The organism is Streptomyces sp. NPDC091209 (assembly GCF_044757755.1).
Taxonomy (GTDB): Bacteria; Actinomycetota; Actinomycetes; order Streptomycetales; family Streptomycetaceae; genus Streptomyces.
The window spans coordinates 440,345-466,889 of sequence record NZ_JBIVVR010000005.1 but is presented as its reverse complement, the minus strand read 5'-3'; the positions used below and the strand labels follow the sequence as shown (position 1 = coordinate 466,889).

20 protein-coding genes are annotated in these 26,545 nt (G+C 72.0%); 11 read left to right on the top strand and 9 right to left on the bottom strand.

The window, feature by feature from the left end; all coding sequences use genetic code 11:
- The first annotated feature begins 180 nt into the window (after positions 1-180).
- Positions 181-2,346 (top strand): SpoIIE family protein phosphatase, encoded by a 2,166-nt coding sequence (locus ACIQRL_RS17620; protein ID WP_401332164.1) that lies wholly within the window; start codon positions 181-183, stop codon positions 2,344-2,346.
- A 170-nt stretch (positions 2,347-2,516) separates the two neighbouring features.
- Here ACIQRL_RS17620 and ACIQRL_RS17615 read toward each other — a convergent pair whose 3' ends face one another.
- Positions 2,517-3,701 (bottom strand): type III polyketide synthase, encoded by a 1,185-nt coding sequence (locus ACIQRL_RS17615; protein WP_401332162.1) that lies wholly within the window; start codon positions 3,699-3,701, stop codon positions 2,517-2,519.
- A gap of 353 nt (positions 3,702-4,054) precedes the next feature.
- On the opposite strand from ACIQRL_RS17615, the gene ACIQRL_RS17610 reads away from it, so the two are divergent.
- Together ACIQRL_RS17610 and ACIQRL_RS17605 are read left to right on the top strand one after the other, a co-directional pair.
- Positions 4,055-4,540 carry a CBS domain-containing protein gene (locus ACIQRL_RS17610; RefSeq protein ID WP_401332417.1) on the top strand — a complete coding sequence of 162 codons (486 nt, stop codon included), beginning with the start codon at positions 4,055-4,057 and terminating at the stop codon, positions 4,538-4,540.
- A gap of 394 nt (positions 4,541-4,934) precedes the next feature.
- Entirely contained in the window at positions 4,935-6,356 is a 1,422-nt protein-coding gene (locus ACIQRL_RS17605; protein ID WP_401332160.1) for an MFS transporter, read from the top strand.
- Positions 6,357-6,371: 15 nt separating this feature from the next.
- Here ACIQRL_RS17605 and ACIQRL_RS17600 read toward each other — a convergent pair whose 3' ends face one another.
- The 4 genes from ACIQRL_RS17600 to lnt form a co-directional block, all read right to left on the bottom strand.
- Positions 6,372-8,297 (bottom strand): helix-turn-helix domain-containing protein, encoded by a 1,926-nt coding sequence (locus ACIQRL_RS17600; protein WP_401332158.1) that lies wholly within the window; start codon positions 8,295-8,297, stop codon positions 6,372-6,374.
- A 157-nt stretch (positions 8,298-8,454) separates the two neighbouring features.
- Positions 8,455-9,255 (bottom strand): 3-hydroxybutyrate dehydrogenase, encoded by an 801-nt coding sequence (locus ACIQRL_RS17595; RefSeq protein ID WP_401332156.1) that lies wholly within the window; start codon positions 9,253-9,255, stop codon positions 8,455-8,457.
- Positions 9,256-9,315: 60 nt separating this feature from the next.
- Complete coding sequence (locus ACIQRL_RS17590) at positions 9,316-9,789, bottom strand: NUDIX hydrolase (protein ID WP_401332154.1); 474 nt, start codon at positions 9,787-9,789, stop codon at positions 9,316-9,318.
- Positions 9,790-9,845: 56 nt separating this feature from the next.
- Positions 9,846-11,459 carry an apolipoprotein N-acyltransferase gene (gene lnt / locus ACIQRL_RS17585; RefSeq protein WP_401332152.1) on the bottom strand — a complete coding sequence of 538 codons (1,614 nt, stop codon included), beginning with the start codon at positions 11,457-11,459 and terminating at the stop codon, positions 9,846-9,848.
- Between the two features lie 239 nt (positions 11,460-11,698).
- Here lnt and ACIQRL_RS17580 point away from each other — a divergent pair, with 239 nt between their 5' ends.
- Positions 11,699-12,757: an O-antigen ligase family protein gene (locus tag ACIQRL_RS17580; protein WP_401332150.1), complete on the top strand. Its 1,059-nt coding sequence runs from the start codon at positions 11,699-11,701 to the stop codon at positions 12,755-12,757.
- A 16-nt stretch (positions 12,758-12,773) separates the two neighbouring features.
- On the opposite strand, the gene ACIQRL_RS17575 is transcribed toward ACIQRL_RS17580, so the two are convergent.
- Both ACIQRL_RS17575 and ACIQRL_RS17570 read right to left on the bottom strand, forming a co-directional pair.
- Positions 12,774-13,319, bottom strand: a complete 546-nt coding sequence (locus ACIQRL_RS17575; protein ID WP_401332148.1) for a hypothetical protein — start codon at positions 13,317-13,319, stop codon at positions 12,774-12,776.
- Between the two features lie 208 nt (positions 13,320-13,527).
- A complete protein-coding gene (locus tag ACIQRL_RS17570) occupies positions 13,528-14,313 on the bottom strand; it encodes a glutamate racemase (RefSeq protein ID WP_401332146.1) in 786 nt (261 codons plus the stop codon).
- A 58-nt stretch (positions 14,314-14,371) separates the two neighbouring features.
- On the opposite strand from ACIQRL_RS17570, the gene ACIQRL_RS17565 reads away from it, so the two are divergent.
- Positions 14,372-15,547 carry a glycosyltransferase gene (locus ACIQRL_RS17565; RefSeq protein WP_401332144.1) on the top strand — a complete coding sequence of 392 codons (1,176 nt, stop codon included), beginning with the start codon at positions 14,372-14,374 and terminating at the stop codon, positions 15,545-15,547.
- A 16-nt stretch (positions 15,548-15,563) separates the two neighbouring features.
- Here ACIQRL_RS17565 and ACIQRL_RS17560 read toward each other — a convergent pair whose 3' ends face one another.
- Positions 15,564-16,901: a TerD family protein gene (locus tag ACIQRL_RS17560; RefSeq protein WP_401332415.1), complete on the bottom strand. Its 1,338-nt coding sequence runs from the start codon at positions 16,899-16,901 to the stop codon at positions 15,564-15,566.
- A 297-nt stretch (positions 16,902-17,198) separates the two neighbouring features.
- Between ACIQRL_RS17560 and ACIQRL_RS17555 the strand changes: the two genes are divergently transcribed.
- The 4 genes from ACIQRL_RS17555 to ACIQRL_RS17540 all read left to right on the top strand — a co-directional run bounded on the left by ACIQRL_RS17555 (position 17,199) and on the right by ACIQRL_RS17540 (position 21,898).
- On the top strand, positions 17,199-17,621 hold the full coding sequence (locus tag ACIQRL_RS17555) for a DUF6643 family protein (RefSeq protein WP_401332142.1): 423 nt from the start codon (positions 17,199-17,201) through the stop codon (positions 17,619-17,621).
- A gap of 45 nt (positions 17,622-17,666) precedes the next feature.
- Complete coding sequence (locus tag ACIQRL_RS17550) at positions 17,667-18,491, top strand: MOSC domain-containing protein (RefSeq protein WP_401332140.1); 825 nt, start codon at positions 17,667-17,669, stop codon at positions 18,489-18,491.
- Positions 18,492-18,699: 208 nt separating this feature from the next.
- A complete protein-coding gene (locus ACIQRL_RS17545; RefSeq protein ID WP_401332138.1) occupies positions 18,700-19,305 on the top strand; it encodes a hypothetical protein in 606 nt (201 codons plus the stop codon).
- Between the two features lie 172 nt (positions 19,306-19,477).
- Complete coding sequence (locus ACIQRL_RS17540) at positions 19,478-21,898, top strand: right-handed parallel beta-helix repeat-containing protein (RefSeq protein WP_401332136.1); 2,421 nt, start codon at positions 19,478-19,480, stop codon at positions 21,896-21,898.
- A 74-nt stretch (positions 21,899-21,972) separates the two neighbouring features.
- Here the strand turns inward: ACIQRL_RS17540 and ACIQRL_RS17535 are convergent, their stop codons facing one another.
- On the bottom strand, positions 21,973-24,390 hold the full coding sequence (locus ACIQRL_RS17535) for a hypothetical protein (protein WP_401332134.1): 2,418 nt from the start codon (positions 24,388-24,390) through the stop codon (positions 21,973-21,975).
- A 282-nt stretch (positions 24,391-24,672) separates the two neighbouring features.
- Between ACIQRL_RS17535 and ACIQRL_RS17530 the strand changes: the two genes are divergently transcribed.
- Both ACIQRL_RS17530 and ACIQRL_RS17525 read left to right on the top strand, forming a co-directional pair.
- Positions 24,673-25,503 (top strand): DeoR/GlpR family DNA-binding transcription regulator, encoded by an 831-nt coding sequence (locus tag ACIQRL_RS17530; RefSeq protein ID WP_401332132.1) that lies wholly within the window; start codon positions 24,673-24,675, stop codon positions 25,501-25,503.
- 239 nt (positions 25,504-25,742) lie between these two features.
- The gene (locus ACIQRL_RS17525; RefSeq protein ID WP_401332130.1) at positions 25,743-26,222 is read left to right on the top strand and encodes an SRPBCC family protein; all 480 of its coding nucleotides are present in this window, start codon (positions 25,743-25,745) and stop codon (positions 26,220-26,222) included.
- The last annotated feature ends 323 nt before the right edge of the window (positions 26,223-26,545 follow it).

The window sequence follows — 26,545 nt, the reverse complement described above, 5'->3', positions numbered from 1 at the left end:
GAGCACGGCCCCACCGGCCGCGGCATTCCCTCATGGTCAGTGTTCACCGCGCGATCCGCTGGTGTGGGCGAAGCGGCCCCCGGTGGTATTCAATGAGGTGTGCGGTCAGGGATCTCAGTGCCCCGACGCATGGGTCCGAGTACAGCCCCGGCTCCGCGCCGGGGATTGCGAGAGAGCCGCATGGACTCCACACCCTCCCCCTCGTCCTCTTCGCCGTTTGACATGGTCAGCAGTGCCCTCGGGCGCTACATCCCGCGCGGCGGAGCGGCAGCGGCGGCCGGTCCTGCGAACGCGCAGGGCGACCGCGCCACCCGCCAACGCGTACCCGACAACCCGGGAGCCGACCGTCAGGATCAGATTCTCGGCGTGGTCAACCTGGACAGGGATCTGAGAGTCACCCGCTGCAATCTGGACGCCCCCGTGTTCGCGGGTCTGGACGCCGTGGCCGGGAGTCCTTTCGCCGATCTCCTGCCCGCCGGGGACGTACCGACGGTCACACGGCGGTTGCGGCAGGTCCTGGAAATCGGTGAGGCACATGTCGCCCGGATCCAGCGCTTGCGGCGCGCCGACGGGTCGGAGCTGGTGGTCTCGCTGAGCATCCTGCCCGCCGCAGCGCCTCAGGAGGGCTTGACCGTCTCCGTGATCGCCATGGCCAGGAGGCTGCACCTGTACGCCGCCGAGACCGCGATCGGCACCTCGCTGGACATCGGCGAGACCGCGCAGTCGCTGGCGGAGTCCCTGCTGGCTTGGGGAGACGTGGCCGCCGTCGACCTCGACTTCGCCGTGTGGACGGGCGAGGGAGTCACCGAGCACGCGCAGGGGCGCATCCGGCTACGGCGGGCAGCCCTGGTGCCGGACCGGGCGTGGCCCGAGGGCTACGTGACTCCGGGCGGCGATCTTCCGAGCGACGCGAGTCGCCTGCTGGCACAGGCGGTACGGCGGGACGATGCCCCGCAGCCCATCGTCATACCCGACCGGGAGGCGGTCGAGCGGCTGCTCGGCAGTCAGCGATTGATCCGTGCCCTGGTGCCCGGTGACCGGTCGGCGAGTGTGGCGTGCGTACCGCTGGTCCTGGACGGCGCGCCACCCGTCGTGCTGGGCGTGGCGGAGGTCTGGCGGCGGGCGGACCGCCCCTTCCGGGACAGCGAGTTGTTCGACCTGCAGGAACTGGTGGCCAGGACCGCCCATCACGTCGACCTGGCCCGTCAACACCAGCGCGAACACACGCAGGTGCTGGCGTTGCAGCGCCGGCTGCTGCCCCGGACCGGCGGCCACACCATTGAGATCGCCAGCGTCTACCAGCCCGCCACCCCCGACAGCGCGGGCGTCGGCGGCGACTGGGTGAACAGCTTTCCGCTGCCGGACGGCCGTACCGCGCTGGTGGTCGGTGACGTCGTCGGGCACGGCCTGGGAGCCGCGGCAACCATGGGCCAGCTGAGCATGGAGGCCCGCGCGCTGCTGTCCGCGGGGCTGGCACCCGACGAGGTGCTGGAGCACCTGGACGAGACCGTGACGCTGCTGGACGACGCGGAGTCCGGGCTGGCGGCCGGCTACAGCGCCCTCGGCTCTACCTGCTGCATCGCCCTCTACGACCCGGTCAGCCACCACGTGGCGCTCTCCAGCGCGGGCCACCTCCCTCCGGTCCTGGTGCTTCCGAACGGGCACGCAGGCCCGCTCGCGGTCCGCCCTCACCCCGGCCTGGGCGCCGAGTTCGCGCTGCGGGAGCCGTTCGACGTGCACACGTTCGACGCGCCCCCGGGCTCCCTGCTCGCCCTCTACACCGACGGCCTGGTGGAGGATCCGGCCCTGCCTATCGACGAGGGCATCAGCAGGCTGGCGGATGCCGTGTCCTCGGTGCACCCCTGGGATGCCCTGCAGCAGGCCGCACGGCACGTCGTCTCCGCGCTGGCTCCCGTGCGCCAGCGCGACGACGTGACCCTGCTGCTCGCGCGCATGATCGGCTACCGCAAGGGGGACACCGCGACCTGGCGGCTACCCGCTCGCGACGACGCGCCCGCCCGTGCCCGCGCGCACGTCTCCGCACTGCTGCGGCAATGGGACACCAGGAGCGACACCCAGGACGACGTGCGGCTGCTGGTCAGCGAGCTGGTCACGAACGCGGTGCGCTTTGCCGCCGGTCCCATCACGATACGACTGATCAGGGCCGGTGGTCACGGCCTGCTGTGCGAGGTGGGCGACACCGGCAACGGCAGGCCGCGTCTGAGCCGGGGCGGCCTCCTCGACGACGGCGGGCGTGGCCTGCACATCGTGCACCGACTCACCATCCGGTGGGGGGTGCGGTGGACGGACACCGGCAAGGTGGTCTGGGCGGAAGTCGCAAGATGACGCGGCTGCGGGGCGGGGCACGGCCGGGCGTACGCGAGCGCGGCGAGGGCAGGGGCGGCGTGCGCGTCAGCCGGCGCCACCGACGGTACGGACGGCGCCCTCATCGGTACCGGTGGCGTGACCGGTGATGCGGGCGGCCCGTTCGCTGCTACGGGTGGCGCGGGCTCTCACTACAGCCACTCCCCTTCCAGGGCGGTGGCGGTGAGGCCCGGTGCCGCCGCGTACAGGACGGCGCGACTGCCCGACTTCTGTCCGGCGTCGTGCGCCCGCCTCAGGATGTCGAACACGGCGGCGCCCCCGCGGTTGCCGCTCGTGTAGCTGTCCCGGCTGTAGTCCAGCAGCCCGGACGGCCATGCGTCGGGCATCGTCTGCTCCATGTACTCCAGCACCCGGGTCCCGCCGGGGTGCGCGAGCAGCACGTCGGGGTGCCAGGAGTCGGGGTCGTCCTGGTAACGGACGCGCAGCCACTCCCACATCGCGGTGACCGTCTTCTGTACGGCGCGCGGCCCGCGCCGGTCCATCACGAAGTGGGTGCCGTCCGCCCGCGTTTCCAGGCAGTGCAGGTCTTGGGTGTCCGGCACGGTGTGGTGCCAGGCCGCGTCCAGCCGCAGCACCGACTCGCGCCTCGGGCGGCCCGTGACCACCGCGGCGACCGCGGTGTCCGCGAACAGCAACCGGACGATCAGGGACTCGAGGGTGTCGTCCGCGGGCTGGTAGGTCGTGCTCAGCGCCTCCGCGATCACGACCAGGACCACCCGATCGGGGTCCGCGGCCACGAGATCAGCCGCCAGGGCCAGGGAGCGGGTCCCCGCGACACAGGCCCACTGCGTGGCCGGCAGCAGCATCACGTCGTTGCGGAGCGCAAGCTTGTTGGCCAGGGCTATGTCCAGACCGGGCAGCGCCGGGGTGGTGGAGTGACTGGTGATCAGGCAGTCGATGTCTGCGGCGTCCAGCCCGGCGATCTGCAGAGCCCCGCGCGCCGCACGCTCCCCGTAGGACTGCACGGCCTCCCAGGCCGGCGCGGTGCGCTCCTGGACGGTCTGCGGCGCGGGTATCGCCTCGAGGGCGGCGATCACGCGGTCCACGTCGTGCTGGGTGAACCCGTCGCGTGCCAGCGCCTCTTGGGCGGTCCCGATGCCGACAGCCTGCAGGCCACTGCCGTCGCCGGGCGCGACGGCGGTCTCCAGCGGCAGCATCCACCCGCGGGTCTCGATGCCCGTACTGGCCGCGATGCCGTCGATCCGCGGCGCCCACGCCGCATGCGGGTGCCGGTCGCGCACCTCCGCCACGATCTGGCTGGTCTCCACGGCGTGCTCGCCGTGTATCACGGCAGGAGGGCAGAGGTAAGCGGCCATGATGGGCACCTTTCCAGGGGAACAAGGAGGAACGTCACGAGGGCTGCGGCATGGGCCGCTTTGGAACTTCGCGCCCATGCCGACGGGCTCCACTTCGGGAGTCGCTGTCCAGGTCGAGCATGGACACGAAAGGGACATTTCCGCTGTGACCAAGCCAACTTGGGCGACTTTGAAGGGCGTGATACGGCACACACTGCTGAAACAGAGGGGCCACTCAGAGCGGGTCCACGGGTCTTACCTGACTCACCGTCAGTCGGGGGGTACCTGGTCCGGGCGTACACCGGCGGCGGGCTGGTGCCGGCGCCCGCCGTGACGGTCCCGTGAAGACGGCCCTGCCGGAGGCCACCCGGCTGATGACGCGACACGGCTTCGAACGACTCCCGGTGGTCGACGAAAAGGACCGGCTTGTCGTCATCGTCACCCGCCGCGACCTGCTCCAGGTCTTCCTGCGCTCCGCCGAGGAGATCTGGCAGGCCGTGCGACGTGAGGTGTTCGCCGACGCGCTCCGGGTCAGCCCCCAGATCTCCGAAGTCGCCGTCCACGACGGTGCGGTCACGCTCACTGGGCATTACGCGCTTGTCCTGGATCAGCTGGGCGCCCCTGGACGGTCGATACGACCTGTGCCGTGTCGTACCGCAGGACTCGCACGCCAGCACCACGGATCACGGACCAAGATCCGGACCAGGTGCGGACCAACTCGGCCCAGCAGCAGACGATTCCACCCTTTACCGCAGGCCAGAGGTGATGGTGAGCGTGTACCACCAGCAGACGAAGAATCTGCTGGGCCGCACGCGCACCGCACCCAGGCGCAGCACCTTGCCCATGCCCACGGCGGCTGAGCGGCAAGGCCGGGCTCGGTCTCTCAGCCCGGTCACCTACCACGCAACGACTCTGAGCCGATCAACTCCAGATGTCCGAGTTCAACGGAGCGTAGTCAGCACCAAGTCAGCACGGGACAGGTGAAGACGGGTGATGACATGGGCTTTTAGTCAGCACCAAACCAGCACGGGAGTCAGCACCGCACCATCAAATCACCCCGAACTACGCGTCCCGGACAGCAGTCGTTTCGACCACCTTCGAGCCCTCGAACCGCCCGTCCGCGAACCGGCATGGTGGCCGCACGCATAGCCAACCCTCGAACTATGTTGCCCCACCACATGTGCCCCTGAGGTGCGTCTTCCTACCGTGTGCCAACACGTACCCGTCCCCACCGCACACGAGGAAGTGGCGCACATGGCCTCCGGAACCACCGCTCCCCCACCCCCCGCCAGCCTCAAGCGCATCGTCGCCGCCAGCCTCATCGGCACCACCATCGAGTGGTATGACTTCTTCCTCTACGGCTCGGCCGCCGCCCTGGTCTTCAACAAGCTCTTCTTTCCCGGCTCCGACCCGCTCGTCGGCACGCTGCTGTCCTTCCTGACGTACGCCGTCGGGTTCGCGGCCCGGCCGCTGGGCGCGCTCGTCTTCGGGCACTACGGCGACCGGCTCGGCCGCAAGAAACTGCTGGTGCTGAGCCTGCTGTTGATGGGTGGGGCGACGTTCGCGATCGGTCTGCTGCCCACGCACGCGACCGTCGGCGCCGCGGCACCCGTCCTGTTGACCGCTCTGCGCCTCGTACAGGGCTTCGCGCTGGGCGGCGAATGGGGCGGCGCCGTCCTGCTGGTGTCCGAGCACGGCGACGCGAAGCGGCGAGGGTTCTGGGCGTCGTGGCCGCAGACCGGAGCACCCGCGGGCCAACTCCTGGCGACCGGCGTCCTCTCGTTGCTCACCGCCACCCAGTCCGACGCCGCCTTCCTCTCCTGGGGCTGGCGCATCCCGTTCCTCATCTCCGGCGTCCTGGTCGTCGTCGGTTTGTGGATACGTCTGTCTGTCGATGAATCACCCGTGTTCAAGCAGGCGTTGGCGCGCGCCGAGGCCCGCCGCACGACCGGGACCGACGGGCCGGAGAAGCTTCCGCTGGTGTCCGTCCTGCGCCACCACTGGCGTGACGTGCTCGTCGCGATGGGCGCCCGCATGGCCGAGAACATCAGCTACTACGTGATCACCGCCTTCATCCTCGTGTACGCCACCACCTCCGCTGGCGTCTCCCGGCAGACCGCGCTCAACGCCGTCCTCATCGCCTCGGCCGTGCACTTCGCCGTCATCCCGGCCTGGGGCGCGCTCTCCGACCGCGTCGGCCGCCGCCCCGTCTATCTGCTCGGTGCCGCGGGCGTCGGCCTCTGGATGTTCCCGTTCTTCTCCCTGATCGACACCGGCGGCTTCGCGAACCTGGTCCTCGCCGTCACCGTCGGCCTGGTCCTGCACGGCGCCATGTACGCGCCCCAAGCCGCCTTCTTCTCCGAGATGTTCGCGACCCGGATGCGCTACTCGGGTGCCTCCATCGGCGCCCAGTTCGCCTCCGTCGCGGCGGGCGCGCCCGCACCGCTCATCGCGACGGCACTGCTCGCCTCGTACGACAGCTCGACTCCCATCTCCCTCTATGTGATCGGGGCGGTCGTCCTGACCCTGATCGCCGTGGGCTTCGCGAAGGAGACCCGCGACCGAGACCTGTCCGACGTCGAGGCCACGGCCGACGAGCGGCCCGTTCCCGCCGCACCGGCGGACGCGCGCGTTCCGTCTGACCGCGGGTCCGCGCCTCCCTGTCCCCGTACGTGAGGCCGCGTGCGGGGATCAGCGCACACCTTCCGACGACAACCGGTGGAGTCTCAGGGCCAGTTGGATCTCCAGTGTGCGGGCGGGGCTCTGCCAGTCGTCCCCGAGCAGGCGCCCCACCCGCTCCAACCGCTGCGCCACGGTGTTCACATGCACATGAAGGGCGTCCTTCGTGCGCGCCGGACTCATACCGCTGGCGAAGTACGCGTCGAGCGTGCGAAGCAGGTCCGTGCCACGCCGTTCGTCGTAGGCGACGACTCCGCCGATCGTGCGGCCGACGAACCCGGAGATGTCCCGGTCCCCGGCGAGCAGCAGCCCCAGGAACCCGAAGTCCTCGGCGGCCGCGCCGTCACCGGCCCGGCCGAGCAGGCCCAGCGCCTCCAGGCAACGCCGCCCCTCCACGTAGGCCGAGGCCACCGTTTCGGGGCGTGCCGCCAGCCGGTCGACGGGCGCGGAGGCACCGACGGTGACCGCCTCGTGAACGGCCGTGCCCAGTTCCTTGGCCGTGCGGCGGGCCAGTGTCGTCGCTGTGTCGCCGGGCCCGAGCGGGAGCAGCAGGACGGTACCGCCGTCGCGGGCGGCCGCCAGTCCGTGGCGGGTGGTGGCGAGATGGGACGCGGCCGACCACAGCCGTCTGCGCGCGCCCGCCTCCTGGTCGGCGTCCGCGGCGGCGACGCCGAGTCGGGCCGCCAGCACCACGTGCGGACCGTCGAGATCGGCGTGCAGCCGCGCGGCCCGCTCCCGCAGCAGCCTCGGATCACGGTCCCGGGCGTCCAGCAGGTCGTCCAACAGCTCGCCGCGTACCCGCTGTTCGGCCTCGGAGGCGGAGCGTCTGGCGAGCAGGAGCAGCGAAGTTACCATCGCGGCGCGCTCCAGGGTGCGCTGGTCGACGGGGTCGAGGCCCGGATGCCCGCGCAGCACCAGCGAGCCGAGCAGCTCGCCTCCCGCCGCCACCGCGGCGACCCAGTCGTCCCGGTGCCGTACGGCGTGGCCGTCCGCCCGGGCCGCCTCCACGGCTCTGGCCGGTGTGTCGCCCGGCTCAGCGAACTCGACCGTTCCGTCCAGGACTTCGGACACCGCGGCGGCCACGTCGTGGACTCCCCCGCCGCGCAGCACGAGTTCGGCCAGCCGGTCGTGGACGTCCGAGGCGCGCTCGATCACTCCGCTGCGGTCCCGGATGATCTCGTTGGCCCGGCCCAGGCGGTCGAGGGCGGAGCGGGTCTCCGCCAGTGAGTTCGCCGTGTCGATGGCGGCGGCGGCCAGGGCCGCGAAGGAGCCGAGCAAGGCGATCTGTTCCCGCTCGAATACCCGCGCTCTGCGGTCCGCCGCGAACAGCACGCCGATGACCTGGGGCCCGATCATCAGCGGCACGCCGAGAATCGCGACGAGTCCCTCGTCCCGTACACCCGCGTCGATGGTCCGGGTGTGCTGGAAGCGTTCGTCCTTGAAGTAGTCGTCGGTGACGTACGGGCGGGCGGTCTGGGCGACGAGTCCGCCCAGCCCCTCCCCCATGCCGAGCCGCAGCTGCTGGAAGCGCGCGGCGACCGAGCCCTCGGTGACGCGCATATAGGTGTCGCCCTCGGCCGCGTCGTTCAGGCTGAGATACGCGATGTCCGTGCCCAGCAGTGACCGGGCCCGCTGCACGATCGCCTGGAGCACGGCGTCGAGGTCGCGCAGGCCCGCGAGGTCGTGCGCGGTCTCGAAGAGCGCCGAGAGTTCGGCCTCGCGGCGGCGCCGGCCCTCTATCTCCGTGCGCACGCGCAGGGCGAGCAGCTTGGCCTGTTCGAGCGCGGCGACGCGCTCGGCGGGCAGGCCCTCGGCGCGGGCGAGCAGCACGGGCTGCTCGTAGGCGTCGGCGGTCGCTCCTCTGGCCAGGAGTTCCAGGAACGGCGCTTCCGCGCTGTCGGCGGAGCGCTCGGCTGATGGCAGGTGATCGCGGGACATGGCAACAGGATCGCGCATCCGCTGGGCGGCGCCCCTGCCCTGTGGACAACTCACGATCGGCTCCGTCACAGCTCGGGACAGAACCGGCTCCGGCAAGGCTCGGGGTGAGGACCGGCTCCGATGAGGTCCGGGTCGAGGCAGGCGGGACGCCGACAATTCAGTGCGCGGTCCAGCCCCCGTCCAGCGCCAGCGACGTTCCGGTCATGAGGGCCGCCTGCGGTCCGCAGAGATAAGCCACCGCCTCGGCGACCTCCTCCGGCTCGATGAGCCGCTTGACGGCAGTGTCCCGCAGCAGGACCTCGGTCAGAACGCGCTCTCGCGGAATCCCGTGCGTCCGCGCCTGATCGGCCAGTTGTTCCTCGACCAGTGCGGTGCGCACATAGCCGGGGTTCACACAGTTCGAGGTGACTCCGTGGGGCGCGCCTTCGAGGGCCGCGGTCTTCGACAGACCCTCGAGTCCGTGCTTCGCGGCGACGTACGCCGACTTGAACGGCGAGGCTCGCAGCCCGTGCACGGAGGAGATATTGACGATGCGGCCCCAGCCCTGCCCGTACATGTGCGGCAGCGCGCCGCGAATGAGCCGGAACGGGGCCTCGAGCATCACGGTCAGCACCGTGTGGAACACCTCGGGCGGGAATTCCTCGATGGGGCGGACCATTTGCAGCCCGGCGTTGTTCACGAGGACATCGGTGCCGGTCGCTGCCTGCTCGGCCGCGTCGAGGTCGGTGAGGTCGAGGACGTGCGGCTCGATGGACCCGGCCAGCTCCTGGTTCCGCTCGGCCAGGGTCGCCAGGCCCGCGGCATCCCGGTCGACCGCTCGGACCTTGGCTCCGGCGGCGGCGAGCCGCAGCGAGCAGGCCCGGCCGATGCCGCTCGCGGCGCCGGTGACAAGGACGGTGCGGCCGCCGAGGTCGAGTGCGGAAGCGTGGGGGCCCGGGAGGGCGCGGGGCGCGGTCATATCTCGACCCTAGGCAGCGCTCACGCCCGAACCGATGTGGTCAGCTCACACACTTCACACTCAGGTCATGGGCTCGAACCATGTGGGTTCGTCCAGCAGCGCCTGCTTGATCCGAACGAGGGCGTAGTCGTTCAGCGTCGGCAGGGAGTCCACCGCGAACCAGCCGACCTGGAGCGACTCGTCGTCGTTGACACGGGCCTCACCGCCGACGGCACGGCACCGGAGCGTGGTGTCCATGAACTGGCAGACGTCGCCGTTGACGAAGGTCACCCGCTCCCCGGCCCTGACCATGACGACGCGCTCGACCTCGACGTGCACGGCCGTCTCCTCGTACACCTCGCGCACCGCGCAGGCCGCGGGCTGCTCCCCCGGTTCCGGGATGCCGGAGATGAGCGCCCACTTGTGGTTGTCCGAACGCTGCCCGAGCAGAATCCTGCCCTCGTCGTCGAAGACCACGACGCTCACCCCGGGAAGCCAGAGGAGCTGGTGGCCCGCGGAGGCCCGGATCGCGCGGATGAAGTCGGGAGTAGCCATGACCCCGACCCTATCGGCGCTCCCCCGCTACCCCGCGCGGACCCGAGAGCCCTGTCCTAGGCGCCGGTGTTCCGGCGGGAGCGCACCGCCGTAGCCGCCGCCCAGCCGAGGCCACCCGCCGCGACCAGCACCAGGATCATCTCCGGGATGATGCCGAGCTTCGTGGCCGGGGTCTCGGAGGAGCGCAGCGGCACCTTCTGGACCAGCGAGTCGGCGACGAACATCCCGGTCTTCTGGGTGATCTTCCCATCAGGCATGATCACGGCGCTGACACCGCTCGTCACGGGCACCGTGACGGTGCGGCTGTGCTCGACGGCGCGGATGCGGGACATGGCGAGCTGCTGGTAGGTCATCTCGCTGCGGTCGAAGGTCGCGTTGTTGCTGGGCACCGAGATGATCTGCGCGCCGTCGGTGACGGTGCTGCGCACCGCCCAGTCGAACGCCGCCTCGTAGCAGGTGACGAGGCCGACCCCGGCGCCGTTCATCTTGAACACGCCCGGCTCGGTGCCGCGGCTGAAGTCCTGGCGCACCATGCTCGTCCAGTTCTTGTTGATGGCCCCGAGCAGCGGGCGCAGCGGCAGGTACTCGCCGAACGGCTGGACCTGGCGCTTGTCGTACGTGTCCACCGGGCCCTTCACCGGGTCCCACAGGATCTGCTCGTTGTAGAGCTTGCCGTGCCGCTGGACGACCGCGCCGACGGAGATCGGGGCACCGATCGCCCTGGCCGCCCCGTCGATCACGTAGCGCGCGTCGGCGTTGGCGAACGGGTCGATGTCGGAGGAGTTCTCCGGCCACAGCACCAGGTCGGGCTTGGGCATCTTGCCCGCCTTGACCTCGGCGGCGAGTCGCTCGGTCTCCCGTACATGGTGGTCGAGGACTGCGCGCCGCTGGGAGTTGAAGTCGAGTCCCGCGCGCGGGACGTTGCCCTGGATGAGGGCGACGATCGCCGTGCCGTTCTCGGCCTTGTCGCTCACCAGCATGCGCGCGGCGAGTGCTCCGACGACGGGGAGGGCGATGCTGAGCAGTGCCACCACGGCCGCGCCGCGACGCAGGACGCCGGTGCCGCGCGTCTCGACGGCCAGGCGGACGATCTCGTACAGCGCGAAGCCGCACAGCACGACCGCGAAGCCGAGCACCGGAGTGCCGCCCAGCGCGGCGAGCGGCAGGAAGACGCCGTCGGCCTGTCCGAACGCGATCTTCCCCCAGGGGAAGCCGCCGAAGGGCGCACGCGCGCGTGCCGCCTCTCCGGCGATCCAGAGAGCCGCCGCCCACATCGGCCACCCGGGCAGCCGGGAGACGAAGGTGATCCCGGCGCCGACCAGGGCGACGTATATCGCCTCCACCGCGACGAGCGCGAGCCAGGGACCGGAGCCGACCTCGACACCGGTCCAGACCAGCAGCGGCAGCAGGAATCCGAGGCCGAACAGATAGCCGAGGCCGAGACCGGCCTTCCAGGAGCGACCACGCAGGGTCCAGCCGAAGACCGCGAAGGCCGGCAGGGCGAGCCACCACAGGGTGCGTGGCGGGAAACTGACGTACAGCAGCACTCCGGAGAGCGCCGCGGCGGCGGCCGGAACGAGGCGACGCACCAGGGCGGCCCCGCGCGGGGCGGGCACGGCCTGGGGTTCGAGCTGTTCCGGCTCGTCTACGGTGGTTGCGGTGGCGGTCACTTGGGGAGTGTACGGCGCTTGACCTGGGCGCCGACAGCTCGGCCTCCGCGGTCCCGATGGGCGGAACACCCCTGGGCTGAGCCTTCGCAGGTATCTGCCGCAACGTTCCTGCACAACAGGTGCCCAAACCGGCGCATCACCCGTTACGGTGTGGCCGAGCCTCTGACGTGCGGCCTGATGCGGTGACGGCGCCCGGGGTCCAGGAGAGTCGGGGGGCGACGGGGGTGGGTTCCACGGGCATGGCGTCCACGGCTGACGCGACGGCCACGGGCGAAAGACGCAGCGCTTCGGACGTCGCCGGCATGGCCGTGCTCGCGGCCTGTGCCTCCTGGTCGCTGATCACGGCGACCGCGCACGACGGCCGGCCCGAGGGCGTGCTGCTGGCGGTGCTCGCCGTGGCGGCGGGCTACGCCTCGGGACGCATCCTCGGGGCGCTCCTGCCGGTGGCCGCCCCCTGCGCGGGTGCGCTGGCCGGCCTCGGCCTCGCGATCGCCACGCCGGGCCCGCAGATCAGTCTGCAACTCGGCCACACCGGCGCCACGGCCGCTCTGCTGACCCTCTCCTGCGGTGCCGCCTGCTGCGCGGCCTGGGCCGCGCGACCGCCCGCCCTGCGGCTCGCGCTGCGGCTGCTGGCCGCCGGCACCGCCATGACGGCGGCGCTCCTCGGGTCCACCGCCGGATTCGTCACCTGCACCGGGGTCCTGCTGTGCTCGCTCGCCGCCGCCCGTGTGCGGCGCCGCGCCCTCGGCCTGACGGGGCTCGCGGCAGCCGCGGCGCTGGTGACCGGGGCGACGTGGGCGATCGGCGCGGACGCGCTGCCGGGCGGACTGACGGCGTCCCTGGAGGGCCAGCTCACCGAGCACCGCATCCTGCTCTGGCACGACGCCCTGCGCATGGCCCGCGCGAATCCCGAGCTGGGGATCGGGCCCGGACGTTACGGGGAGCTCAGCCCGACGGTCGCCCAGTCACTGCTGCCCGACGGCAAACCGCACTCCGCGCCCCTGCAGCAGGCAGCGGAACAGGGTCTGACCGGCGTGGTCCTGCTCGCGGCGGCGTTCTGCTGGGTCCTGTACGCGCTGTTGCGCTCGCCGCGCACCACGCCGATCGCGCTGACGACCGGCGCGGCCCTGACGGCCGTGGCCGCCATCGCGTCGATAGGCAACGCGCTGAGCTTCATGACGGTGACCGCGGGCGCGGGACTGCTCGCCGGGCTCGCGACCGCACGACCGCTCGTCACAGGGGAGCCGGACGACGTCGTGGCGTCGGCCCGGCGTACCGACAGTCACCTGGAGTCGTGACCGACGTCTCCGGTCGTCAGCGCACGACGCCGGTCGTGTCCCGGCGCAGATGGCCGCGGATGATCCGCACCGCCGCCTCGGCGTTGTCCACGGTGATCGTGAACGTGTGGCCGTCACCCAGGCGCAGCACCACACCCTCGCCGCGCCGGACGATGACGGCTGTTCCCTGCTCGGGCCGCCAGCGATACCCCCAGCCGCCCCACTGACGCGGATTGACCTGGGGCGCGAAGTCGGCACCGACGACCGTGGAGAGGGGGATGCGGCGGCGCGGCAGTCCTATGTGGCCGCAGCGGACTTCCAGGCAGTCCTCGTCCACCCGCACGGCGACGTGCACGAACGCCAGGGTGCCGAAGAGGACGAGCAGTCCGGCCGCGATGCATCCGACGACGGACATGACCAGCGGTGCCGTTCCCGACGCCGAGCCGGAAGAGACGGCCAGTTCGATCCCGAGAGCCAGACAGGCCAGTCCGCCCAGGGCGGGCAGCCACTGAACACGATTCCTCGCACGCCCGGTCCAGATGTCCGGGTGCGGGGAGGTTTCGCCGTGGGGGTGGTCCCTCATGCCCATGAGACTACTCAGGTTCCGGTGCGCGGGCACCGGGTCGCGGAGTGTCACTCCGCCGGGTGGACGAGCGCCCCACCGAGGGCGTGCGAGCCGTGACCGACCGTGCCCGCGGGGCGGCGCGCGCCCGCGTGTTCGCCACCGGTGTGCCCGCGTCCGACGTCTTCGGCGGCCGGCACGGCGTTACGAGCCTGAGGGCCCGCCTCGCTCAGCGCGCGGGGCTTACCGCGGAGAGGATGCGGCCTTCCTCATAGGTCAGCGCGGTCGCGGGCAGCGTGCCCTCGCGTCCGCTCAGCAGCACCGTGACCGTGGAACCGGCGGGGGCCCCGGGGTCCGGGAGCTCGCCGATCCGGCGCAGTGCCTGGGCGGCGACCGCCCCGGCGGAACCGTGCAGGACGAGCGGCGGGCGGCCGGGGCGCTGCACGGCGGCGCGGATGCGCTCGGCGACGAGCTCGTAATGGGTGCAGCCCAGGACGACGGTCCTTACGTCCTCGGGGGTGCGCGCTGCGGCCGCCGCGATGGCGGCGCCGATGGCCGCCTGGTCGGCGTACTCCACGGCGTCCGCCAGTCCGGGGCAGGCCACCTCGGTGATCTCCACTCCGCCGCCGAACTCCTCGATCAGTCCCCGCTGGTACGGGCTGCCGGTGGTGGCGGGCGTGGCCCAGATCGCCACGGGTCCGCCGCCCGCGGCGGCCGGCTTGATCGCCGGAACGGTGCCGATGACGGGCACCTGCGGCTCCAGGCGGGCGCGCAGGGCGGGCAGGGCGCGTACGGAGGCGGTGTTGCAGGCGACGATCAGGGCGTCGGGCCGGTGCGCCGCGGCGGCCTCGGCGACGGCCAGGGCACGCGCGGTGACGTCTTCCGGTGTGCGGGGTCCCCAGGGCATGCTGCCGGGGTCGGAGGAGAGGACGAGATCGGCGTCGGGCCGCAGTCGACGTACCGCGGCGGCAGCAGCGAGCAGTCCGATTCCGGAGTCCATGAGCGCGATCTTCACCCGGTCACCATAGACGATCCGCCTTTACGGGCGAGTGTGGTGGGGCAGACTGCGGCAGGTGAGCGCCCTCGTGTGGACCGCTGTCGGATCACTGGCCGCGTGGCTGTGGCTGCTGCTCGGCCAGGGCTTCTTCTGGCGTACGGACGTGCGGTTGCCCCCCTGCCGGGAGCTGTCGGACTGGCCTTCTGTGTGCGTCGTGGTGCCGGCCCGGGACGAGGCCGCCGTCCTGCCCGAGAGCCTGCCCTCGCTCCTCGCCCAGGACTATCCGGGGCGGGCCGAGATCTTCCTCGTCGACGACGGCAGTTCGGACGGCACGGGCGAGCTGGCCCGTGAGCTGGCGGGCCGGCACGGCGGACTGCCGCTCACCGTCGGCTCACCGGGAGAGCCGCCCGCGGGCTGGACGGGCAAGCTGTGGGCGGTACGCCACGGCATCGGTCTCGCCCGCGCGCGGGAACCCGAATATCTGCTGCTGACCGACGCGGACATCGCGCACGCGCCGGACAGTCTGCGTCTGCTCGTGGCGGCGGCGCGCACCGGCGGATTCGACCTTGTCTCGCTGATGGCACGACTGCGGGTGGAGAGCCTGTGGGAGCGGCTCGTCGTGCCGGCGTTCGTCTACTTCTTCGCCCAGCTCTACCCCTTCCGCCGGATCGCCGTGCGGGGCTCGCGGACCGCGGCCGCGGCGGGGGGCTGCGTCCTGCTGCGCGCGGACACCGCCGAGCGGGCGCGGATCCCGGACGCGATCCGGCACGCCGTCATCGACGACGTGGCGCTCGCCCGTGCCGTCAAGCGCGGCGGCGGCCGCATCTGGCTGGGCCTGGCCGAGCGGGTCGACAGCGTGCGTCCCTATCCGCGGCTGCGCGATCTGTGGCGCATGGTCTCGCGCAGCGCGTACGCCCAGCTGCGGCACAGCCCGCCGCTGCTCGCCGGAACGGTCGCCGGGCTCGCCCTGGTGTATCTGGTGCCGCCGGTCGCCCTTCTGGCGGGGCTCGCCTCGGGAAACGGGTGGGCGGCGTCAGCCGGCGGGCTCGCCTGGCTGGTGATGACGGCGACGTACGCGCCGATGCTCCGCTACTACCGGCAGCCCCTGTCGCTGGCTCCCCTGCTGCCGGTCACCGCGTTCCTCTATCTCCTCATGACGGTCGACTCCGCGGTGCAGCACTACAGGGGGCGCGGCGCGGCCTGGAAAGGCCGCACCTACGCGCGCCCCGACACCGCCCTCGACGAGAACTGAGGGGCGGCACGGACGGTCATTTCCTGCCGGGCGTCCAGTTCATGCCCCAGCCGTAGGCGTGGTCGACGGTGCGCTGCGGACTCACTCCGCGCGCGGGGACCAGGTACCGGGCCTCGCGCTGGACGACCAGGTCGGCGCCGTTGCCGGTGATGAGGGCGAGCGCGCAGACCGTGGAGGGCACGGTGCACTCGTCGAGCGAGAAGTCGATCGGCGCGCCGTTCAGCGGCTGGAGGGTGACCGTGGCGTGCAGGTCGGCGAAGGAACGTGCGCCTTCGTAGATCGTGACGAAGATGAGGATGCGCCGGAAGCTCTGTTTGTGGTCGAGGTTGATGGAGAGGTTCTCGCCGGAGGCGACAGCCCCTGTGCGGTCGTCCCCGTCGAGATGTATGTAGGGCGGCTGGTGCAGGGCCCCGAAGGCGTTGCCGAGCGCCTGGACGACTCCCTTGCGGCCGTCGGACAACTCGTAGAGCGCGCACAGGTCGAGATCGAGGTCGGCGTGCATGGCGACGGCCCGGCCGCGTTTGCTGCCCCACCCCGAGAACTGCTTGCGCACTTCCCAGTTGAGGTTCACGCGCAGGGCACCGGCCGTGCCGCCCTGTTTGCTGAGCGAGACGGAGGGGGCCTCCTTGGTCAGCGTCACCTTGGACAGGCGGACTGGCGCCGGAGTGGCCGCGGGCGGCCTCGGAGGCATGGACGGGGTCATCGGCGGGGGCATCGTCGCGTGCGGGGCGACCGGCGGCGGCACGGTGACCGGCGGAGCCGCGGGGGGCGGCGGCCCCTGGACGAGCGTGGCGGGAGACGGGGGCGCGGGGGTCACCGGGGGTGCCGCGCGCTGCGGCTCGTCCACCGTGATCCCGTAGTCGGTGGCCAGGCCTTCGAGACCGCTTCCGTAGCCCTGTCCGACGGCGCGGAACTTCCAGGCCCCCTGGCGCCGGTAGAACTCGCCCAGCACGAAGGCGGTCTCCACGGTCGCGTCGCTGCTGTCGAAGCGGGCGACCTCCGTGCCGTGCTGTGCGTCGAGCACCCGGATGTACAGGCCGGGAACGCGCCCGAAGGAGCCGCCGTCCGCGGAGGCGGCCAGCACCACCGTCTCCACGACGGGTTCCGCGCGCGTGAGATCGACGAGCAGCGCGTCGGTCTCCTGACCGCCGTCGTGCCGCTTCCCTTCGTGGCGCACGGCGCCCGAGGAGTGCGCCGGCTGGTTGTAGAAGACGAAGTCGCCGTCCGAACGAACCTTTCCGGCCACCAGCAGAAGGGCGGAGGCATCGACGTCGGGCACCCCCGGTCCTGAACGCCACCCCAATTCCACCCGGAGTGCGGTCGTCGGGACAGGAACATTCGATCCCTTAGGCATTGACATGTACGCCCCCATCGCGTGTCTCCGCGCCGGCGCGAGCCCCGAAACGGACCGCCGGCTCCGCTCTCGCCAAACCTAATCCCCAGGTCCGGCGACTCCCATGACTCGGACAGAAGATCCTGGTCAACCGCCGGTAACCGGTCCGAAGCTCGGCCTTTACACGATCTCAACCATCTTTGACGTCCCTTTTTGCCGAGTTCGCTCGTATTGGGGATCCCGCGTCACCGCCGACACGGAAAACAACCCTCTTATCGGTCTCCCCAACCAGCACATCGTGGGCTTAACTTATGTGCCATGACCTCCCCCCGCTCCACCTATGGCGGCGGTTACTACTCCGCCTTCCAGGACACCCCGATCTACGACTCCCTCGTCGCTGAGCGGGGTACCCCTCAGATCGCCCCGATCCGGGTCCCTTCCGCCTACGACCCGGGCATGAGCAACAACCTCCCGGCGCTGCCGTCCGCGCTCCCCGCGCTGCCGGCCGGCCCCTCCTCGTACGGCTACCAGCAGGCCCAGCAGCCCTCGCCGCTGCAGCAGGCCCCCGCGCCGTACATCCCGCAGCAGGCGGGCGCGCCTCGGGGCTATCCCAGCCCCCAGCCGCAGCAGCCGCGTCCGATGGCGGGCACGGGCTACGAGGCGATGCGCCCCGCGGCTCCCCGGCCCGCCCCGGCTCCGTACCAGGACCCCTACAACGGGCAGCAGTACCGCGGGTACTGACACCTGCGAACCGGATTGTCGGTGCCTCCTGGCACCATGGCGGTCATGGGGAACGCGGTGCTGCACTCGATTCACGTCCATCCGGTCAAGGCATTCCGGGGCCAGTCGCTCCGGGAGGCCGAGGTGGAGCCCTGGGGGCTGGCCGGAGACCGACGCTGGGTCCTGATCGACGACGGGGGAAAGGTCGTCACGCAACGCGAGCAGCCGCGTCTGGCGCTGGCCGCCGCCGAGACACTCTCGGGCGGCGGCCTCCGTCTGTCCGCCGAGAACCGCGAGCCGGTGAGTGTTCCCGTGCCCGAGCCGTCCGGTACGACGACGGTGGAGATCTTCGGCGACAAGGTGGAAGCGGTCCTCGCCGACCCGGCCGCACACGACTGGTGCAGCGGGTACCTGGGCACCGATGTCCGCCTCGTCCACATGGACGATCCGGCCGTCCGCCGGCCCGTCGACCCGGACTTCGCGCTGCCGGGCGAGACCGTCAGCTTCGCCGACGGCTACCCCCTGCTCGTCACCACGCTCGGATCACTGGACGCTCTCAACTCCTTGATCGCGCGGGGCGACCACGCGGAGGAGGGCCCCCTGCCGATGAACCGCTTCCGGCCGAACGTCGTGGTCTCCGGCACCGACGCCTGGGCCGAGGACGGCTGGTCGCGGATCGCCATCGGCGAGGTCACCTTCCGGGTCACCAAGATGTGCGGCCGCTGCGTCGTCACCACGACCGACCAGGACAGTGCCCGACGCGGCAAGGAGCCCCTGCGCACGCTCGCCAGGCACCGCCGCCTCGGCGGAAAGCTGATCTTCGGACAGAACCTGGTGCCCGAGTCCCGCGGCTCACTGCGCGTCGGCGACCCTGTCCGGGTCCTCGCCTGAGGGCTGTCCCCCACGAGGACCGTGCCGCGCCACCGCGCTTCCCTCCGGAGGCCGGTCGACGGGAACCCCGGCGCCGGGCGGGATCGTTGAGCCGGTGTGAGATGTTCATGAAGGGCCCTGGGGAGGGTGATGTGGCTCTCTCTTCCCCGGCCTCATGCGTGAACGGCTCCGCTGCGGGTTATCACGGACGCGGAAGGGGGGTGCGGGGGTGGGCGCGATCATCGGTCTCCGGCGGTGGCGGCACAATCCGCTGCGCCGCACGACAGATCTCGTGGAGGCCTGGCTGGCCCTGGCCGCCCTCCTGCTCGTCCTCGTCGCGGCCCCGCTCGTGGGTGCGGCCGTGGGGGCCTCGGTCCAGGGCACGCTGCAAAGGGCCGTGCGGGACCAGCGCAAGGACCGTCATCAGGTGGCGGCCGTCGTCGTCAGGAAGCTGTCCCGGGGCCCGCTGGCGCCCGACCCCGAGACGCCGTCGGGACGGGACACGCGCAGCCGCGTCCTGGCCGACTGGACGGCGCCGGACGGCAGCCCGCAGCGCGGCACGGTGGTCGCTGCCCTCAAGTCCCCTCGCCCGGGGGACCATTTCTCGATCTGGACCGACCGGCACGGCCGAATAGTGGGCCGCCCGCTGGACGGCACCACCGCGACCGCGCACGCCGTTCTGGCCGGTTTCGGCGCGGCCGTACTGTCGGCGGGACTCATCGAGGGCGGCAGGCGGTGGATCCTCTGGCACATGATCCGCCGGCGTTACGCCCGATGGGACCGTGCGTGGGCCAAGGCGGGTCCCGACTGGGGCAAGGCAGACACCGGCAGCTGACGGCCTTCCCGCTCCGGTCAACCGGTCGTCCCCGCGCACGCTACGGTGGACCGGCCGAACTGTTCGGCACCGTCGTGAGAGGCTGTCCGGCAGGCACCGGGATCCCGACCGACGGGGCATCAGCACGACCTCGCAGGACCCGCGTACGACGAGGTGGGGGCACAGCAGCGCCATGGCACAGGGCACGGTCCAGGTGACGCACACCGGAACCTCGCGGTGGCGGCGCCGCACGGGTGAGTACGCATCGCTGGCCGCCGCCCTGGAGGCCGCGGCCGACGGCGATGTGCTGACCGTCGCCCCCGGCACCTACCGGGAGAACCTGGTGGTGGAGCGCGCGGTGACACTGCGCGGCCCCGAAGGATCCCCCGGCTCCGTGCGCATCGCACCGGTCGACGGAGTGGCGTTGACAGTGCGCGCCTCCGCCGTGGTCCAGGACCTGCATGTGGAGGGCCAGGACTCGGCCTCGCCCGCGCTGCTCGTCGAAGAGGGCACGCCGGAACTGCTGGACATACGGATCGTCACGCGCTCGGCCGCCGGGATCGAGGTGCGCGGCGGCGCCCGCCCGACCGTACGCCGTTGCACGGTCGACAACCCCGCGGGCGTCGGTATCGCCGTACTGGACGGCGGCGGTGGGGTGTTCGAGGAGTGCGAGGTCGTCGCGGCCGGCCAGTCGGGAGTCGCGGTCCGCGGGGGCGCGCACCCGCGCCTCGAGCGCTGCCGGGTGCACCACACTTCCGGTGCGGGCCTGTCGGCGACCGGCGAGAACTCGTCGCTGGAAGCGGTGGGTTGCGAGGTGTACGAGGTCAAGGGTTCCGGGGTGCAGATCACCGGCCGGGCCACCGCTCATCTCACCGACTGCGATGTGCACCGGACGACCGCGGACGGCGTCACCCTCGACACGGACGCGGTGCTCACACTCGCCGACTGCCGCATCCACGACATCCCGGAGAACGCGGTCGACCTGCGATCGCGCTCGGTGCTCACCCTGACCCGTACGACCGTGAGGCAGTTCGGGCGCAACGGCCTCTCGGTCTGGGACCCCGGCACCCGCGTGGACGCCAACCAGTGCGAGATCTTCGACAGTACGGGCGACTACCCCGCGGTGTGGGTCAGCGACGGCGCGACCGCCGTACTGGACTCGTGCCGGGTGCACGACGTGCCGGACGCGCTGTTCGTCCTCGACCGGGGTTCGCGCGCGGACGTCGTCGACTGCGACATCTCGCAGGTGCGCAACACCGCGGTCTCGGTGAGCGACGGTGCCACCGCGCAGCTCGACGACTGCCGCATCCGGGACGCCGCGACGGGTGCCTGGTTCCGCGACCACGGCAGCGGCGGCAATCTGTCCGGCTGCATCGTGGACGGCACACAGACCGGCGTGATCGTCACCAAGGGCGCCGATCCGACCATCGAGCGCTGCACGGTCACCTCGCCCGCCGAGGCGGGCTTCTATGTGTCGGCGGACGGCCGGGGCAGCTTCCTGAACTGCCGGGTCGTGGACAGCGGTGGCTACGGCTTCCATGTGATCGACGGCTGCCGGGCGACCCTGCGCAAGTGCCGTACGGAGCGGTGCGCGCGCGGAGGGTACGAGTTCGCCGACGCGGGCTCGGCGCCCGGCGGAGGTCCCGTCGTCGAGGACTGCGCGAGCGACGAGAGCACCGGACTGCGCACTCCGGCGCATGAGACGGCCGTCGAGACGTCGGCCTCGACCGGGAGTCTGCTGGGGGTCATCCCCGGTCAGCGCAGCACCGAGCGGGAACCGCTCGTCAACGCCGTGGAGCCGGCCCGCGGATCGAAGATCGTTCTCGGTGAGCTCGACACTCTGGTGGGCCTGGAGAACGTCAAACGCGAGGTGCGCGCCCTCACCGACATGATCGAGGTGGGCCGCCGCCGGCAGCAGGCGGGCCTCAAGGCGGCGTCCGCCCGCCGCCATCTCGTCTTCACCGGCTCCCCCGGCACCGGCAAGACGACCGTCGCCCGGCTGTACGGCGAGATCCTGGCCTCGCTGGGTGTGCTGGAGAAGGGACATCTGGTCGAGGTGTCCCGGGTGGACCTGGTCGGGGAGCACATCGGGTCGACCGCGATCCGCACCCAGGAGGCGTTCGACCGGGCGCGCGGCGGCGTGCTGTTCATCGACGAGGCGTACGCGCTGTCGCCGGAGGACTCGGGCCGCGACTTCGGGCGCGAGGCCATCGACACGCTCGTGAAGCTGATGGAGGACCACCGGGAGGCGGTGGTGGTGATCGTCGCGGGGTACACCGCCGAGATGGAGCGGTTCCTGTCGGTCAACCCCGGGGTGGCGTCCCGCTTCTCACGGACCATCACCTTCAACGACTACCTTCCCGACGAACTGCTGCGGATCGTGGAACAGCAGGCCGAGGAGCACGAGTACCGGCTGGGTCCGGGCGCGGCCGAGGCGCTGCTGAAGTACTTCACGGCCATTCCGAAGGGCCCCGCGTTCGGCAACGGCCGTACGGCGCGCCAGACGTTCGAGGCGATGGTGGAGCGGCACGCGGGCCGGGTCGCCCAGCTCGACGAGCCGAACACGGACGACCTGACCCTGCTCTACTCGGAGGACCTGCCGGAACTGCCCTGATCCTCCGCCGCCTTGAGGCCGCCGGGACAGACTGCCCGGACAGACCGCTCGGGCAGACTGCTCGGACAGACCGCTCAGACCCCCTGAGCGTCCTCGCGGGGACGCTGGCCCGGAACCTCGGGCAGCAGCCGGGTCAGCAGCAGTTCCCGCTCCTCGGCGAAGACCGGGTCCGCCTGGTAGTCGGAGTGGCCGAGAACCGGCGCGGGCAGCGGCTGCCGCTCGGTGCGGCCGTAGGCGAGCGGGTCCTTCAGGGGTTCGTGGTCGACCTCGGGACCGCAGTCCCCCGGCAGCCGGACGGGTCCGCCGATCGGGTCGGTGGGACGGTACAGATTGCGCCAGCAGGCGACCTCGCGGTGCAGCGAGGCCAGGGCGGCGGGGCCGAAGTGGGCCGGGAACCAGCGTCCGTACAGACGCTCCAGCGGTGAGCCGTAGGTGAGCAGCGCGACCCTCTTGCGTACCGAGGGCTTGAGCTGCCAGGCCGCGGCGGCCGCCAGCACACTGCCCTGGGAGTGTCCGGAGAGCACGAGCCGTCCGCCCGTCGCGCGGGTCCAGGTGGCCATGCGCCAGGTGAGGTCGGGCACGGCGCGCTCGGCGTAGCAGGGCGGCGCGAAGGGGTGGGCCGCGCGCGGCCAGAAGGTGCCGACGTCCCAGAGGATGCCGATGGTTCGGCGGGCGGCGGGGTCCTTGTAGGCACGGCGGCCCCAGGTGACGAACAGGATGAAGCCGAGGCCGATCAGCCAGGAGCCGAGCGCCTGCGCGGTCTCGGCCGCGCCGTGGACGAAGCCGTTCGCCCCGCGCGCGGCCTCGCTCGGTGCGTCCCCGGTGGCGAAGGCCCCGGCCAGGGCGCAGGCCCCGAGCAGCAGGGTCACGGACGAGAGGACGCCGACCATCAGCGGGGCCCGGTCGGTGAGAGCGGCCATCGCGCGCGTGCTCGCGATACGGCGGGTGCGGGCGGAGTCCTTGGCCTCGCCCGGGTACTCGCGCTCGACCGCGAGCGTCTCGCGACGGCGCAGCCGCCAGGTGCGCCGGGCGAGCCAGCCGGTCAGGGCGAGCAGGACGACGAGCAGCGGCGGGATCGCGGAAGCCTGCCAGGTCAGCAGGACGGGCGGGCCGGGGATCGAGTGGCGGGTGCCGTCGAGCCAGTCGGCGACCCGCTGGGACACTCCTCCGGACATCACACCGCCGAGGGCGCAGGCGAGCATGGCGACGGCGGGCCCCGCGAAGCCGCGCATCGCGGTGCGCGTGCCGAAGGTGCCGGCTCGGGTGCCGGCGGGGATGCCGTCCGGCGTGCTGCGCGCTGTGCGGCGGGATGCCCGGACCTCGGGGTCCGTGCGGAACAGGGTGCGGGCCACGACACCGAGCGCGATCACGAGCAGGCCCTGTACGAGGGTGAGGCCGCCGAAGGTGGCGTCACCCGGCAGGCGGCCCGTCGAGTGCCAGTGGGGCCGTGACCAGCCGGCGTACACCAGGGTCAGGACGAGCAGGGCGAGCGAGCCCAGCAGCAGCCGCCGTACGAGCATACGGTCGCGTCCGTGGTCGATCCGGTTCTCGCTGCGGCCGCGGCGGCACACCACCCACAGCACAACGGCTGCACCCACCACGAGTGTTGCGTTCAGGAGCCCGCCGAGCGTCTCCAGTACGACGGACCCGCCCTGCGCGCGGTCCTGGCGGGCGGCCGAGGAGCCCACGGTCGCGGCGACGGTCAGGAACCCCGCGGCGGTGTGCGCGGCGCGCAACCGGGCCACGAGGCGGCGCCCGTACCAGAAGCCGGGGCGGCCGAGTCCGGTGCCGTCGGTCTCGTCGTCGTGCTCGGCCGCGCGGGCCATCGGCTGCTGCGACTCGTACGCGCTCCAGGTGCGGTGCGACAGGTACCACAGGAGGGTGGTGAGCGCCACGGGCACCAGGCAGGCCAGGGCGAGGCGGCGGCCCGGCTGGCTCCACCAGCCGGCGTCGGGCCGGTCCGGGGAGAGGAAGCCGAGCCAGGAGTGGTTGCGCACGCACGCACGGGTGCCCGCGCACTGCCAGGCGGCCAGGTCGAGGGCGACCTCGCAGGCGGCGGCGACCAGCAGCACCGTGAGGGTGAGCCCGGCGAGCCGGACGAGCAGCCCGTACAGGCGCACCGCCCGTCCGCGGCCCTGTGCGGCGGGGCGCATCCAGTGCGCGAGGTTGACCACCATGAAGGGCAGTAACAGCAGCCACAGGGCGCGGGCGCCGTTGCCGGAGGTGAGGTTGCACCATACGTACGCCTCGCGCACCGTCTCGCCGCTGTGGGCGCCGGGTCGCTCCTCGGCGTCGGTGTCGTCGGCGCGCCGGAAGACGGCCGCGGTCGCGTCGCCGGTGATCCGCACCGTCCGCGGATCGTTCAGCATCTCCTCCGGCGTGGTGCCGCCGACCCCGTGGACCAGGAGTTCGAGGGCGGTACCGGCCGCTTCGGGCCGCTGTACGGGGCTGCCGGGCTCCCCGTCGATGGCATGTTCCCGTGCACGTTCCACTGTTCCGCACTTCCCCCGTGCCCCGCGTGTCTCTTGTGTCATGTGCAGGCACAAGGGTCTCGCGGTACGGGGTGCGCGCACACCCGAACTCACGGAATCTCCCCGATACGTGTGAACGTGGTGGCACGGGAGGGGCACGGTGGGTGTGCGGGCAGTGGCGCGACCGGCGGTGTGCCGTGCGAGGATGGGTCGTCCTCCAGACCTCGGGCAAGGAGAATGTCCACGTGGGAGTGGGTTCGGACGGAGTGTCGGGCAGGCAGCGACGAAAGGACCGGAGCGGTCGTGAGTGAGAATCAGAACCTCCTCGCGGAGCAGCGTCGCGCTCTGATCCTCGACGAGGTGCGCCGCCGCGGCGGTGTCCGCGTGAACGAGCTGACGCGAAGACTCGGCGTCTCCGACATGACGGTCCGCCGTGACCTCGACGCGCTGGCCCGTCAGGGTGTCGTCGAGAAGGTGCACGGCGGCGCGGTCCCGGTGGTCGAGGCGAGCACGCACGAACCGGGTTTCGAGGCCAAGTCGGGTCTGGAGCTGACCGCCAAGGAGGACATCGCGCGGACGGCCGCCGAGTTGGTCGCGCCGGGCTCGGCGATCGCCCTCTCCGGTGGCACGACGACGTACGCGCTGGCCCATCACCTCGTGGACGTCCCCGACCTGACCGTGGTCACCAACTCGGTACGCGTGGCTGACGTGTTCCACTCGGCGCAGCGCACCGCCGGTCAGCGCCAGGGGGCCGCGACCGTCGTCCTCACCGGTGGGGTACGCACGCCGTCCGACTCGCTCGTCGGACCGGTGGCCGATCAGGCCATCGCGGCACTGCACTTCGACGTCCTCTTCCTCGGTGTGCACGGCATATCGGCCGAGGCCGGACTGTCGACGCCGAACCTCGCGGAGGCGGAGACCAACCGGCGGCTCGTGCAGTCGGCGCGACGCGTCATCGTGGTCGCGGACCACACCAAGTGGGGCACGGTGGGCCTCAGTTCGTTCGCGGCGCTGGACCAGGTCGACACGCTGGTGACCGACGGCGGAATGCCCGCGGAGGCTCGCGCGGAGATCGCGGAGCACCTTCGGCGGCTGGTCGTGGCCGGTGAACCCGAGGACGATACAGACATCTGACGGTCCGCCAGTTAAGGTGACGCTGCCCGCGCCGCCGGTCACGCCGTCGGCGCCGTCCGTGGCGCGGGTGCGCCGAGGCCATCGCTCGCGCCGAGGGGGGCCGGTTCCGCGGCGCGGCCGAGCGGGCGGCGGCTCCGAGACTGTCGGGCGAGTTCGGTTCGCGAGGCGGTCCAGTGGGCCGTCACGGACGTTCCGCGCACACGGAGACCGGAACCCGGTTCCGGCAAGGGGGTTCGGTCATGGCACGTCGCCTGCGTCCGGTGGGACCCGACTTCGTCGAGAGCGCTCCGCTGCGCCTGGTGTTCGCGCGGGAGGTCGCCGCGCCTCCCGAGGCGGTCTTCTCGGCGCTCGCCGAGGACGTGTCCGGCTGGAGCGAGTGGTTCTCGGCGGTGACGCTCGCCCGGCCCACAGCGGACGGCACCGGGCGCGAGGTGCGACTCCGCGGCGGAACACGCTTCGAGGAGACCGTCCTGGTCTCGGAGGCTCCCGAGGTGTACGCGTACCGGGTGGATGCCACGAACGCGCCGGGGCTCCGCGCCCTGGTCGAGGAGTGGCGGCTCGCGCCCGCGGGCACGGGGACGCGGGTGCAGTGGACCTTCGCCGCCGACGGAACGGCCTTGTTCCGGGCGGCACTTACCGTGGGGCGGGGTGGTCTGGGGCGCGCCTTCCGCGGCGCGGTGACGGCCCTGGACCGGCGGCTGGCGTCGACAACCGCCTGAGCCCACCGACGCGCTGGTCCAGGCGGCTGGCGCAGACAACCGCCTGAACCCACCGACCCGCTGGTCCGGCGTCCGGCATCAGGAGCCCGAGCTGACGCCTAAGACCTCAGGCGTCAACTCGGGCGAGGGCGCCGGGCGTCGGGCGTCGGGCGTGAGACCCAATAGCCAGGACCACAGGCGTCAGCCTCGGGCGAGGGCCGTCAGGCATCAGGCTCCGGCTCCGGCTCCGGCTCCGGCTCCGGCTCGGGCTCGGGCTCGGGCGAGGGCGAGGATCGTCAAACGTCAACAGCAACCAGGTTCCCCCGGCCCGGAGTTGGACAGCC

Bases quoted from the DNA above. Each gene is read 5' to 3' on its own strand.
- ACIQRL_RS17580 (WP_401332150.1), top strand. From the start codon at position 11,699: ATGGCGTCCACGGCTGACGCGACGGCCACGGGCGAAAGACGCAGCGCT.
- ACIQRL_RS17605 (WP_401332160.1), top strand. From the start codon at position 4,935: ATGGCCTCCGGAACCACCGCTCCCCCACCCCCCGCCAGCCTCAAGCGC.
- ACIQRL_RS17525 (WP_401332130.1), top strand. From the start codon at position 25,743: ATGGCACGTCGCCTGCGTCCGGTGGGACCCGACTTCGTCGAGAGCGCT.
- ACIQRL_RS17540 (WP_401332136.1), top strand. From the start codon at position 19,478: ATGGCACAGGGCACGGTCCAGGTGACGCACACCGGAACCTCGCGGTGG.
- ACIQRL_RS17575 (WP_401332148.1), bottom strand. From the start codon at position 13,319: ATGAGGGACCACCCCCACGGCGAAACCTCCCCGCACCCGGACATCTGG.
- ACIQRL_RS17615 (WP_401332162.1), bottom strand. From the start codon at position 3,701: ATGGCCGCTTACCTCTGCCCTCCTGCCGTGATACACGGCGAGCACGCC.
- ACIQRL_RS17610 (WP_401332417.1), top strand. From the start codon at position 4,055: ATGACGCGACACGGCTTCGAACGACTCCCGGTGGTCGACGAAAAGGAC.
- ACIQRL_RS17550 (WP_401332140.1), top strand. From the start codon at position 17,667: ATGGGGAACGCGGTGCTGCACTCGATTCACGTCCATCCGGTCAAGGCA.
- ACIQRL_RS17590 (WP_401332154.1), bottom strand. From the start codon at position 9,789: ATGGCTACTCCCGACTTCATCCGCGCGATCCGGGCCTCCGCGGGCCAC.
- ACIQRL_RS17620 (WP_401332164.1), top strand. From the start codon at position 181: ATGGACTCCACACCCTCCCCCTCGTCCTCTTCGCCGTTTGACATGGTC.
- ACIQRL_RS17595 (WP_401332156.1), bottom strand. From the start codon at position 9,255: ATGACCGCGCCCCGCGCCCTCCCGGGCCCCCACGCTTCCGCACTCGAC.
- ACIQRL_RS17555 (WP_401332142.1), top strand. From the start codon at position 17,199: ATGACCTCCCCCCGCTCCACCTATGGCGGCGGTTACTACTCCGCCTTC.
- ACIQRL_RS17600 (WP_401332158.1), bottom strand. From the start codon at position 8,297: ATGTCCCGCGATCACCTGCCATCAGCCGAGCGCTCCGCCGACAGCGCG.
- ACIQRL_RS17560 (WP_401332415.1), bottom strand. From the start codon at position 16,901: ATGCCTAAGGGATCGAATGTTCCTGTCCCGACGACCGCACTCCGGGTG.